The sequence below is a fragment of the Acetivibrio cellulolyticus CD2 genome (assembly GCF_000179595.2).
GTDB lineage: Bacteria > Bacillota > Clostridia > Acetivibrionales > Acetivibrionaceae > Acetivibrio > Acetivibrio cellulolyticus.
In genome coordinates, this window is the sequence record NZ_JH556653.1 from 1,196,526 (window position 1) to 1,208,781 (window position 12,256).

Annotated in this window: 9 protein-coding genes; 7 read left to right on the forward strand and 2 right to left on the reverse strand. The window is 35.7% G+C overall.

Annotation, left to right across the window (positions count from 1 at the left end):
• Positions 1-360 precede the first annotated feature (360 nt).
• Positions 361-2,943, forward strand: a complete 2,583-nt coding sequence (locus ACECE_RS0207335) for a calcium-translocating P-type ATPase, PMCA-type (protein WP_010246171.1) — start codon at positions 361-363, stop codon at positions 2,941-2,943.
• Positions 2,944-3,479: 536 nt separating this feature from the next.
• Here the strand turns inward: ACECE_RS0207335 and ubiB are convergent.
• The gene (gene ubiB / locus ACECE_RS0207345) at positions 3,480-5,168 is read right to left on the reverse strand and encodes a 2-polyprenylphenol 6-hydroxylase (RefSeq protein WP_010246176.1); all 1,689 of its coding nucleotides are present in this window, start codon (positions 5,166-5,168) and stop codon (positions 3,480-3,482) included.
• 292 nt (positions 5,169-5,460) lie between these two features.
• Between ubiB and ACECE_RS0207350 the strand changes: the two genes are divergently transcribed.
• Both ACECE_RS0207350 and ACECE_RS0207355 read left to right on the forward strand, forming a co-directional pair.
• Positions 5,461-6,270 (forward strand): MerR family transcriptional regulator, encoded by an 810-nt coding sequence (locus tag ACECE_RS0207350; RefSeq protein WP_010246179.1) that lies wholly within the window; start codon positions 5,461-5,463, stop codon positions 6,268-6,270.
• Positions 6,271-6,523: 253 nt separating this feature from the next.
• Positions 6,524-7,258, forward strand: coding sequence for a carbonic anhydrase (locus tag ACECE_RS0207355; protein ID WP_026073737.1), 735 nt, complete (start codon positions 6,524-6,526; stop codon positions 7,256-7,258).
• Between the two features lie 117 nt (positions 7,259-7,375).
• Here ACECE_RS0207355 and ACECE_RS0207360 read toward each other — a convergent pair whose 3' ends face one another.
• Complete coding sequence (locus ACECE_RS0207360; protein WP_205410165.1) at positions 7,376-7,846, reverse strand: hypothetical protein; 471 nt, start codon at positions 7,844-7,846, stop codon at positions 7,376-7,378.
• A 168-nt stretch (positions 7,847-8,014) separates the two neighbouring features.
• Between ACECE_RS0207360 and ACECE_RS0207365 the strand changes: the two genes are divergently transcribed.
• The 4 genes from ACECE_RS0207365 (at position 8,015) to ACECE_RS0207380 (ending at position 11,958) form a co-directional block, all read left to right on the forward strand.
• Positions 8,015-8,452 carry a DUF3788 domain-containing protein gene (locus ACECE_RS0207365; RefSeq protein WP_010246188.1) on the forward strand — a complete coding sequence of 146 codons (438 nt, stop codon included), beginning with the start codon at positions 8,015-8,017 and terminating at the stop codon, positions 8,450-8,452.
• A gap of 243 nt (positions 8,453-8,695) precedes the next feature.
• Positions 8,696-9,277 carry an RNA polymerase sigma factor gene (locus ACECE_RS0207370; protein WP_010246191.1) on the forward strand — a complete coding sequence of 194 codons (582 nt, stop codon included), beginning with the start codon at positions 8,696-8,698 and terminating at the stop codon, positions 9,275-9,277.
• The gene (locus ACECE_RS0207375) at positions 9,270-9,656 is read left to right on the forward strand and encodes a hypothetical protein (RefSeq protein ID WP_010246194.1); all 387 of its coding nucleotides are present in this window, start codon (positions 9,270-9,272) and stop codon (positions 9,654-9,656) included. The genes ACECE_RS0207370 and ACECE_RS0207375 overlap by 8 nt, the downstream gene beginning before the upstream one ends.
• Positions 9,637-11,958, forward strand: coding sequence for a tetratricopeptide repeat protein (locus ACECE_RS0207380; RefSeq protein WP_010246197.1), 2,322 nt, complete (start codon positions 9,637-9,639; stop codon positions 11,956-11,958). The genes ACECE_RS0207375 and ACECE_RS0207380 overlap by 20 nt, the downstream gene beginning before the upstream one ends.
• Positions 11,959-12,256: the final 298 nt, after the last annotated feature.

Genomic DNA, 12,256 nt, shown 5'->3' on the forward strand with positions numbered 1-12,256 from the left:
TGTTTTGTAAGTTCCGGTTTTGACATTTTCATTCACATCCTAACTCAGCCATAAGCTGCAGCAAAAGTCCCAGTGGCATTTAGCCCTACTCAAACATAAAACGTTCGCCACCTAATTTTTTCAAATCAAATCAAGGAAATACGGACATTTCTTTAAATCTGTCCTAAAACATCTCACTTGCAATTATATGTGTAAAAATAGGACACTTAATTTCGATTATTGGTTTTTTATCATCTTATAACATGTTAAATTATTTGTAAAGGTTAGCGTTGATACGCACCAAATTATAATAGTTTGTATGCAAAAAAAGCATACTATTAAACTATAATATATCAAATTAATATGGAAGGGAATTGTCAAATGAAACATTATTTTGAGGAAATTGAAGCAGTTTTTAAATCGCAGGAAACTTCAAAAAACGGTATCGATTCGTCGAAAGCACAAGAACGGCTTGAGAAATACGGAAGAAATAAGCTTGATGAAGGAAAAAAGAAATCTGTATTAGTAAAATTTTTGGAGCAATTAAAAGACCCTATGATCATTGTACTTATTGCAGCAGCAGTTGTCTCGGGTGCACTCGGAGAAATAGCAGATGCAGTTATTATAATGATAGTTGTTGTGGTAAATTCAATTTTGGGCGTTGTGCAGGAAGGAAAAGCCGAAAAGGCTATTGAAGCGCTGCAGAAGATGTCGTCTCCATTTACTAAAGTCAGAAGAAACGGTCAGGTTATGCAAGTAAAATCAGATGAAATCGTACCAGGGGACGTTATTCTTTTAGAGGCAGGTGATTCTATTCCTGCTGATATGAGAATAATTGAAGCATCGAGTTTTAAAATTGAGGAAGCATCCCTTACAGGAGAATCCGTACCTTCTGAGAAAACTGATCTTGTTATCCCTGCAAATGATAAGGATATTCCGCTTGGCGACCGTGTCAACATGGCTTATATGGGCACCAATGTAGTTTACGGCCGTGGCGAAGGGGTTGTAGTTGCTACTGGTATGTCGACAGAAATGGGCAAAATAGCAAATATTATTTCCAATGCAGGAGATGAAAAAACTCCTCTGCAGCAAAAGCTGTCTTCATTAAGTAAAGTATTGAGTGTAGGAGTACTTGGAATCTGTGTATTCATATTTGCTTTTGGAGTATTTAGAGGCGGAGAAGTGTTTGATACCTTTTTGATGGCAATAAGCCTTGCAGTAGCTGCAATTCCTGAAGGATTGGTAGCAGTCGTTACAGTTGTTCTGTCAATTGGTGTTACAAAAATGTCCAAACGCAATTCCATCATCAGAAAACTTACAGCTGTTGAAACTTTAGGATGTACACAGGTAATATGTTCTGATAAAACGGGTACCTTGACTCAGAATAAGATGACAGTTGTTGAATCTTATACCCTTGGTAATCCTGAGCAACTTGCAATATCTATGGCTCTGTGTAATGATGCTTCTCTTACTGGGAAAGGCGATGAAGTTATCGGAGAGCCTACAGAAAGTGCACTTGTACGGTATGCTTACAAGGAAGGACAGAACAAAACTGATCTTGTAAAAAATATGCCTCGTGTTGCAGAAGCACCTTTTGATTCTGTCCGTAAGATGATGTCAACAGTCCATAAGGAGCCTAACGGTAAATTTATTCAATATACCAAAGGAGCACCAGACGAACTTTTAAAAGCCTGTACGCATATTCTCACTAAAGATGGTGCTATACCTTTAACTGATGCTCATAAATCAGCTATTATGGCAGAAAACAAAAAAATGGCAAACAAGGCTCTACGTGTATTGGCATCAGCTTTGAAACAAACAGATTCCATACCGGAAAAAATCTCCCCCGAAAGCCTTGAGAAAAACTTAACATTTATAGGGCTAACAGGGATGATTGACCCTATACGTCCTGAAGTTAAAGTGGCTATTGAAAAATGTCGTCAAGCGGGAATACGTCCAATAATGATTACTGGTGATCACATAGACACTGCTGTTGCCATTGCAAAAGAATTAGGTATTATAACCAATGCAAACCAGGCTATTACTGGAGCAGAATTGTCCGAGATACCGGATCATGAATTTGAAAAGAAAATTCATAATTACTCGGTATACGCCCGTGTACAGCCAGAGCACAAGGTGCGTATAGTTACAGCATGGAAAAAGCAAGGCAAGGTTACTGCCATGACTGGTGACGGGGTTAATGATGCGCCTGCTCTTAAATCTGCAGATATAGGTATTGGTATGGGAATTACAGGAACAGACGTTACTAAGAACGTATCTGATATGGTACTGGCTGACGATAATTTTGCATCTATTGTTTATGCTGTTGAGGAAGGGCGCAGAATATATGATAATATCCGCAAGGCAATACAATTCCTCCTATCCTCAAACTTAAGCGAAGTTATTGCCCTGTTTATAGCAACAGTAATGAATTTCAAGCTGTTTTCACCGATACATGTTTTATGGATAAACCTTATTACTGATACACTTCCGGCTATCTCACTAGGTATGGAAGAAGCGGAAAATGACGTCATGATGAAGCCTCCGCGCAGTACGAAAGAAGGAATATTTTCAAACGGACTTGGTTTTAGTGTTATTTATCAGGGTGTTGCCATTGCAGCTTTGACTTTAATATCTTTCTTTATTGGCAACAAAGTTTCAAATGTTACAGGAATGACAATGGCGTTTATGACAATGACCACCTGTGAAGTTTTTCAAGCACTGAATCTAAGGTCAATGACAAAATCTATTTTCGCACTAAAAACCCGAAACAAATATTTGTTTGGCGCAATGATATTATCCTTTGTATTATCGTTATGTGTAATATATATACCGGGATTAAACACAATCTTCAAGCTTACCCCACTCTCAGGTATTGACTTATTTGCATCAATTGCTTTGGCTGTTGCAATTATCCCGATAGTGGAATTGGTAAAGTTAATAACCCGCTCAATTAAGAAATAGTTTTAAGGGACTGTTGCCAAATCATCTTAACCATTATAATAATGGTAGGTGCTGTTTGCAACGGTCCCTTGATCTTTATAATAAACGAAATGGAGTGATTTAAAATAAACTGGTTAAGAAAATTTATGACGGGAAGAAACGGTTCAGACAGACTTTCTGTTTTTTTGCTTATAATCGCGCTACTGTTGACATTAATGGCTAATTTGTTCAAACTAGTGTTTTTCAAGTATGCAGGTTTTATTGTATTGGTTATTTGTATTTATAGAGTACTCTCAAAAAATACAGTTAAGCGAAGAGCAGAAAACTATAAATTCATAATGCTTATGACTCGTTTACAATCATGGTTTAAAAAAGCACAGAACCGCATCAAGGATTCAAAAACCCACAGACACTTTTCCTGTCCCAATTGCAAAGCAACCTTACGACTTCCTAAAGGTAAAGGCAAAATAAAGATAACCTGTCCTAAATGCAGAAAAGAATTTGTAAAAAAGACCTAGTAAACTTTAGCATTACTAATTTGTAATCTTAGGCTATCATTACTTTAAACGGTCCGATCTAAGCATTGATATAACAACACCTATAATTATGGAGAATGCTACTACTAATCCAATTTTTAGAGCAGTGAGATTCATTAGATACATTTCACTGCCTTCAACTGCATTTTGACTCGAGCCTATAATAATACCCGTAATAATGATACTTACTGAAAGTAATATCACACTGAAGGATATTCTGTTTAAAGCTCTGTCAAAACGTTTTTGGACTCTATCAATATCTTTTATACGTAGCTGAACAGTTAAATCTCCATCCTCTGCTTTTTCCAATAGGTTCTGAATATAAAAAGGGAGCTCACCGATCAAATCCTTATACGCGTAGATATTTTTCTTAAAAGTTTTGCTTATATTTTTTATTGAATAGGACTGAATTACCAATTTTTTAGCGATAGGTTTTGCTACCTCTAGAGTATTAAGTTCAGGAGCCAGTTTTTCTAATAAGCTCTGAATGGTTGCAAGTGACTTGGCTAATAAAGTAAACTCACGAGGTAATCTTATTCCGTTTAAGAACGCAATATTAAATACCTCATAAAGCAGTTCCCCTATATTAATCCTGCTCCATGGCAAAGTAAGGTATTTGTCAATCATTATATCTATATCTTGCTCAAACTTTCTGATATTCTTCTTTTCAGACATTGCATCAAGCTCCATAATAGCTCTGGCCACCATTCTGGTATCTTTGTTGGCAACACCTACAAAGAACTTTGAAATAGTCTTTCTGCGCGATTCACTTACGCGTCCTACCATTCCCAAGTCCAAAAATACGATTGTACCATCCGGTAAAACTTTAATATTACCGGGATGAGGATCTGCATGAAAAAAACCATCTCTTAATATCTGATTGCATATTGATGCAGCAATCTTTTCAGCTGTTTCTCTTTTGTCGACACCTGCTTTTTCCAGTGCTCTATGGTCATCTATACCTATACCTTCAATGTACTCCATCGTTAAGACACGACGTGAAGTGTATGTCCACTTTACTTCAGGAACCTTAATGCCTTCATCTTTGGTGAAGTTTTCCCTGAAGGTATCCGCGTTTTCACCTTCTTTGGTAAAGTCCAATTCATTTTTAAGTGTGCGTTCAAAATCATTTACCATACTGCTGAAATCGTATATTTTACCAAACTTTGTGTGGTTGTCAACGAAATGAGCTAAATCTTTTAGAATATTTAAGTCGTGGCTTATAATTCTTTCTATTCCAGGCCTTTGGACCTTTACTGCAACCTTTTCTCCATTTTTCAATACTGCATAATGAACCTGTGAAATAGATGCAGAGGCAATCGGTACCTGTGAAAATTCCATATAGATATTTTCAAGTACATCTTCAAATTCACTTTCAATCAATGTTTTCACTTCGTTAAAGGAAAATGGCTGAACAGAATTCTGCAGCTTTTTCAGTTCCTCAACAATACCATGAGGAACAATATCTGCTCGTGTGCTCAATATCTGCCCGACTTTTACAAAAGTTGGGCCAAGCTCTTCCAAAGAAATCCTAAGCCTTTCGCCTATTGAGCGCTTAGAATTAACCGACTCTACTTCAGTACCACGTTTTCTCATTTTTAAGTATTCAAAAATGCCAAGCTGGTCAATTACAAGCCCAAAACCGTGTTTTGCAAAAACGGTTATAATCTCTTGATATCTTTTTATATTGACTCTCTTACTTATAACCATAAATAGCCTCCAAAATATTATCGGACGTTCAGGAATGCTTTATTATTTTACAATATTATCGGAACACCTATTCAGTTGGATAATTATTAATTTCATCAGTTATATTAGTGAACCATAACATTATATTTATTTTACTACAGATCTCCACTGGTTCAAAGAAAGTTTTTATTTTCGTCTTTATCGTATATAATTAGTACTATAAAATCTTCAAAGTTATATATTGACTCTCCTGCTAGGTCAAGGTTTACTATATCTATGGAGGCCTTCAAAAAGAATTTAAGGATGTGATAGTTTGTTTAAGATTGGTGAATTTGCACGACTTAACCGTGTCACGGTAAAAACTCTTCGCCACTATGAAAGATTAAAGTTGTTAACTCCATACAAAGTTGATAATTTTTCGGGATACCGTTATTATTCGGCTCAGCAAATTCATACTCTTAACCGTATACTTGCTTTGAAAGATCTGGGGTTCTCTTTAACAGAGATATCCGAGCTCACTAAAAACAACCTCTCATCCGAAGAAATGCTTGGTATCCTCAAGTCACGCAAAAGTCAGATACAGACAGCTATCAATCAGGAATTGGCTCGAATTGATAAGGTAAACAGTCTAATAAAACTATTTGAACAGGAGGGCAATGTTATGTATGATGTTTCCATAAAGTCAATAAGCAGTATGAAGGTCGCTTCAGTAAGAAAAATAATTAAAGATTATGGTGATCAGTCTCATCTATGGGGAGAACTCGGAAGCCATATAAGTAAATATAAAGTCAATATCCTGCCTGGCTGTTTTGTATCCTACCATAGCCACGAGAAAAGTGAAGGAATTGATGCAGAAGTCTTTGAAATCATTGATCACGACATACCGTCAACAGACAACATAAAGGTTCGAGACTTACCTCCAATTGATATGGCAGCTTGTGTAGTTCACAAAGGTCCATACGAAACTTTGAACCTTGCTTACAGTGCTATCATGAAATGGATTGAAGATAATAATTATAGTATAATCGCACCTGAACGTGAAGTTTATCTTCAGGGTGTTGACAGCACCGCAAATCCAGATGATTATATAACCGAAATACAATTTCCGATACAAAAAAGGTAATAGTTCTGGCTGTGGAGTAAAGTGCCGCAGCCTTCTTTATATCTCCATTCTTCTATATAAATATCAATGCCCTTTTTCCTATATATATTATAATATTCCTGCTTCAGAAGCTGACAAAGTAATAAGAATTGTTTGACTTTTTTCTAAACTTGCTATATATTATTCTAAAATTTGCTATTTTTATGGTCTTCTTAGTGTTTATTTATAGAATAGAGTTTTATAACATTATATTTACTATTTTAGGAGGCAAACGATGATGAAAACTAAGTTTTACAAATTTGTAGGAATTATATCTTTGGCAGCACTATTAACAACCTGTGCTGGCTGCAGTTCTACTGCTTCATCGACTGTAGATAATACTTCGAGCAAAGTTTACGCAAGGCCTGAAACAGTTTCAACTTTTGAAGACGCCAAGAAATTATTAGTTGAAGGTAATCAAAGGTATATTTCCGGAAACGTATTAAACGATGATTTGAGCAGTAAAAAACGTGAAGAGTTGGTAACCGAAGGACAGCATCCATTTGCTACTATAGTCAGCTGTTCTGATTCCCGTGTCCCGCCGGAAATAATATTTGATCAGGCACTTGGGGATATTTTCGTTGTAAGGAATGCAGGAAATGTTATAGACCCTGTAACCCTTGGAAGTATCGAATATGGTGCTGAACACTTAAAAACGCCGGTTATAGTTGTTTTAGGCCACGAAAGCTGTGGTGCAGTAAAAGCCACAGTAGATGGAGGTGGAGAAGCTCCCGGCAATATTGGAAACATTGTTGACAAGATCAATATCTCACTTGAAAAGGTTAAATCTTCAGGTGTAGGTAAGGATAAATTTTATGAAGAATGTGAAAATGAAAATATTAAAAATTCTTTAAATGAAATTAAAAAAAGCTCTATTATCAAGGAGTTGGAAGAAGAAAAGAAAGTTGTAGTAGTTGGAGCAAAATATGATATCAACACAGGAGAAGTAACATTCAGCCCTGCTGAATAAGTAGCACAAGCTTTAGGACTCTATTCTAAAATCAAACCACCCAGGGTAAAGGCACCTCCAAATATTAGACGCAAAGCCAATATTCGGAGGTGCATTTAAGTTTTAAATATCCTGCTATTATTTTTTCCCTTCTTTGCTAGAGTCAAGATACCTTTTTAATGCAGCGTTACTTTCTATGTATTCCTCAATGGATTGTTCCTCTTTTTTAACATGTTTATAATCAGTGTTAATAAATATACTATTGCTCATATTTGATTGTTGTTCTTTTATTCCGAAAAATTGATTTCTCACTGGTTCACTTAACATTGTTTTTATTCCAATAATACCCATTATTATAAATAAAGATGGTATAAAAATCGCAAACATTATTATTGATGACACCCAAGCCCAATACTTTGTCTTTTTAAGTCCCAAAATTGTAATTTCACACCAAAACACCATGGGTAGAATAAAAACGGAATATAAAATAAATATTAGCAAATCTTCTTTGAGAAAAAATCCAAAAACGACTAATAAAACAGCTATTAAAAAATAAATAATTGAAGCAATTCTAATACAGATTATAGCGGGTTTTATCAAATTAATCATCCTCCTTAACAAAAATTGTATCATACTTTTAATCTTTTATGCTAGAAATACATTAAATTAACTTCTTCATAATCACCCCATTTGTCAGTGCCTCTATCTTTTGGAATTAGTTGACAAGATACAATATGTGTAATAAATTAACTATAACAATAAATTTGGAGGTTGCTTATGAAATTGCATGAATTATTTGATGCAGACCATATCCCTTCTTTTGAAGATATAAGAGCTTATATTGGGTATGCAAAACCTATTTGGGATGAACTGCTTTCATATATTGAGCAAACATATAAGGCTAAACCTCAATTGGACTACAGCAAATGCTCCGCGCAACCGGGTTGGAATTTGAAGTACAAGAAAAACAGCAAGTCTCTATGTACACTATATCCGATGCCAAATTACTTTATCGCTTTGGTTGTAGTAGGAGCAAAGGAAGAGAATGAAGTGGAGTTAGCAATAGAGGCAGGAATGTTTTCAGCCTATGTAAAGGAACTCTATCAAAACACAGCTTTTTCGGCCATGGGAAGATGGCTGATGATAGAGGTCAAACATAAAGAGACTTTAAATGATATAAAGGGTTTAATAGAAATCAGAGTGAAGTCAAAATAAATCATAATGCTTAGGAATCCTGAAAATATAACTTCGGCCATATTTTTACTTCCTGCCTTGTTCGTAATTCATATCTGATACACCCCCTTTTATTGGCATAAAAATTGTAACGGGTTTATCGGATTTTTTGTATCCTTTTACCATTACTTTGCCAAGTTACTTTTACAGAATTATGAACACAAAAAAATTTTTTTAGCTGCAACCATTTGTTAAGCTACCGCATCTATATATGAGGAGGCTAAGATGAGCATTTTGAATAGCGGAATAGATGCAAAAATTGAATATATTAATTCAAAGAGCATTGAGGATACATATCTCAGTACAAATGACATGATAAATCTGGAAGCTCTGATGAATACCTACTCTACCATGCTGCTTCGTATGGCCAGCATCATGCTTAAGGACCTTAAACTTGCAGAAGATGCAGTACAAGAAACGTTTATCAATTTTTATACCAGCTATGACAATTACAGAGGTGAGGCCGGAATCAAAACATATCTGTGTAAGATACTGATAAACGAATGTCGACAAAAGCAAAGAAAAGCATGGTTCAGGCGTAATATCCTTACTGCTGAACCGGACAGATCCTCCAATAGCAATCCTGATGCCATTGAGTCCGCACCTGTTCGTCTCAGCCTGTCCGGAGCACTAAAAAAGCTGGACACAGGTACCAGGGAGGCCCTTCTTCTTTATTATTACAATGATTTGCCAATAACAGAAATATCAAAGATACTGTGCAAACCTGAGGGTACAATCAAAAGCAAATTAAAAAGAGGCCGGGACAGGTTGAAAAGTATACTACAGGAGGATTTTTGCAATGAGTAATATTCCTTTCAGGCATAAATTGGATTCGGAACTTAACGAAATTGAATTTGGAGAAAAACTTAAAAAGAATGTGCTGGATGAAGTTTCTAACCGCCAGCTATTCTCTGCCGAAGTTCTCAAAAATGACGCTAAAAAAAGTGTGCCTTCTGGAAAAAGTACAAAATATTCTTCTTTAATGAATCGCATACACTTGATTTTGAACACAGAATTAAGAATTCCTGTAAAACCTTTATTTGCTGTATTGTTTATCGTTTTATCAGGTTTGATATACATTAGCTTTGATGCCACAGGAATTTCAAATGAAGACATCCAAAAGAGCCAGATAGAAGTTTCAGGGAACCAAAACGGAGGAGCATTATATGACATATATAAAAATTAAAGTTAAATATCTAATTATCATTTTATTATCTGTGTTTGCCATATTTACTTCAGTAACCCTCCTCCATGGTCAGGTCTCATATATATTGGGTAGAATATGTGAAATTACTGGAAATGTAGACAAAGCTTACGTATATTATGACAGAGCATCAGAAGCCAACTCATTTTCCCACTCTGCCATCAAGTCAGCCCAAAGAAAGCTTGAGCTGCTGATTGGTGAGAAGAAATTCACATATTTCAACAAGCTCATACTGGAAGACAACAATATTACATCTGGCAGCGTGTACATATGGGCCGATAGCGCAGACAAGGTTAACATGCAATATAAACGTATTGCAAGCGTTGCAGATAAAGATGCAACTTTAGCTGAATATACCATATATGTTGCATTGATCAACTATATGGCAGGTTATGGAGATAATGCCATTAACCTATTGGATAGTCTCAGTTATGTCGATGGAACAAATCTTGGGGCCATAGCCGAACTTCACAAGGCTGCAATGTATATGGGACTGGGTAACGTTGATAAAGGCTTTGAGGTATTAAAGAAAAGTTTAAATACAAAGGACAGGTATACAGTTATTAAACAGGAACTTTATGCATATTACAGCTTTGTGAAAGGAAACTATGAGGAGTTTAAAAAAGCAGATTTTGATTCCTCTGAATGGTATGCCCAAACAAAACAACTGGATAATGCGATTCTAAGTCCATTTCTCGAGTTAGATAACTCGTTTAACACCTACTCGAATTTAATTGATATAAATGCTAAATTAAAACCCAACAATAATTCCTTCAGCGGTAAAGTATCAATTGATGGCAAAGCAGCTCCATATGTACTTGTATACCTTAAAGATGTTACATTCCGAGGACATAGCAGCTCCATACTAGGCAATCATATCGGTGTAAAATGTGCCTCCTTGACAGATGCAGATGGCAATTTCCGCATAGATAATGTACCGGATGGAGTTTTGGGAATAAGTGTGTACGTGGACTGGCAACGTGTTCATGGCAAGGCATTGCTGCTAAAAAACTATTATTCCATGCAATTTACCGGCAATACAAGTATTTCAGAAGAAATCCGTTTTCTTGATACCGATAATCTGGTCCAGTTGCAGGATGAAGGCAACGGAAAGCTCCGATTCCATGTAAAAATTCCGCAAGGTGCAGAGTCCTATTGCATTCAGATGAGTGAACTGCAAGAATTGGATAACACGCGAACTATCAAGAATAATAGTTTTTACTCCGAGAAAATCTATACTGAGGAATATATACTGAACATCCCTGAACAACGATACCTTGCTATGAACACAGGAGCATCCATCAGTAGTGGAATGAGTAGTGGAATCGATCCATATGAAATGTTTGAGCCATTTTACCACACTGGAGATTATGTATATAATGCAAGCTTTTACGACAAAAACGGAAATACTCTCTTTGACAGCGACGGGCTTTATCCAAACAAACATAAAAATACTGTACATGTATCCGCTAATTCTTTCAGCAAAGCTGACCAAATGCTTTTAAACTATAAGTTCGAAGAGGCAATCAAACTCTATGAGAAAAGTGTATCTTCCAATCAGGATCTCCATTCTTTGAAGGTGTTAGCAAAACTCTACTTTAATGGTTGGGAATATGATAATGTAAAATATGAGATGAAAAATGCAGATTACAAAAAAGCAATGCCTTATTTTGAGATGCTTCAAAAGAAAATTAAAGGTGCTTATGATATTAATTCTACATTGGCACATTTATACATTGATGAATCAAGATACACCGATGCATTAGCATTGTTTGAAACTCTCAACAGTCCATACAAATTTCGGGATATTGGTGACATTTATGGATACATGGGCAATTTCAAAAAAGCTGAAGAATCATACAGACAGTTCTATAATAGCTCTAGTAATGGGGGAGATAATTTACTCATGCTGTATATTCTCAAAAACAAAACAGAACTTATGACCGAAACAGCTGCTTCCTATATTGACAATGGGTCATTTTACGCCGACTATAAGCCACTCGTCAAAAAATATCTGCAAATAGACACAACCGATTACACTGAATTCTTCAGATCTATTAACGAAAACAAACCCGCTGAAGCAGAATTGTTATTAGAAGGGAAAAATGATGACCTGGCCCTTATGTACAAATCATTACTGCTGCTTCAAAAGCACATACCTGGCTATACTGAAAAGGAAGCCCAGTACAGAGTCTTTTACGATAAAGTAAAGGATCCTGTTATAAAACAACTTCTTCAGTATTTCGGCAAATCCGGTATAAATAGTGCGTTTGGCGATCAGTAGCACTTATTCCTCATCTTATTTAAAACAAACAAGAGCAGGTTCAATTATATTCATTTATTCGTAATTACATAAACTCTTCATTTAAAGAATATTAATGTAAATACATTTATTGTGCAAAATCATTTGTCATTTCGTTTAAGTCTATTTCGTCTTTATTACAAATCCTGCTAAACGGAATAATTTTGCTTTCAATTAACTTTTTACGCAGCTCGTTGGCATACTATGGTGCCACAAGGTAAAGGTGTTTTACCTCCTGTTATACATAAAAAGTTTAATATTCGAAATGACAAGCAAATTA

Coding starts and splice junctions, on each gene's coding strand:
- ACECE_RS0207355 (WP_026073737.1), top strand. CDS start 6,524: ATGATGAAAACTAAGTTTTACAAATTTGTAGGAATTATATCTTTGGCA.
- ACECE_RS0207360 (WP_205410165.1), bottom strand. CDS start 7,846: ATGATTAATTTGATAAAACCCGCTATAATCTGTATTAGAATTGCTTCA.
- ACECE_RS0207370 (WP_010246191.1), top strand. CDS start 8,696: ATGAGCATTTTGAATAGCGGAATAGATGCAAAAATTGAATATATTAAT.
- ubiB (WP_010246176.1), bottom strand. CDS start 5,168: ATGGTTATAAGTAAGAGAGTCAATATAAAAAGATATCAAGAGATTATA.
- ACECE_RS0207335 (WP_010246171.1), top strand. CDS start 361: ATGAAACATTATTTTGAGGAAATTGAAGCAGTTTTTAAATCGCAGGAA.
- ACECE_RS0207380 (WP_010246197.1), top strand. CDS start 9,637: ATGACATATATAAAAATTAAAGTTAAATATCTAATTATCATTTTATTA.
- ACECE_RS0207365 (WP_010246188.1), top strand. CDS start 8,015: ATGAAATTGCATGAATTATTTGATGCAGACCATATCCCTTCTTTTGAA.
- ACECE_RS0207375 (WP_010246194.1), top strand. CDS start 9,270: ATGAGTAATATTCCTTTCAGGCATAAATTGGATTCGGAACTTAACGAA.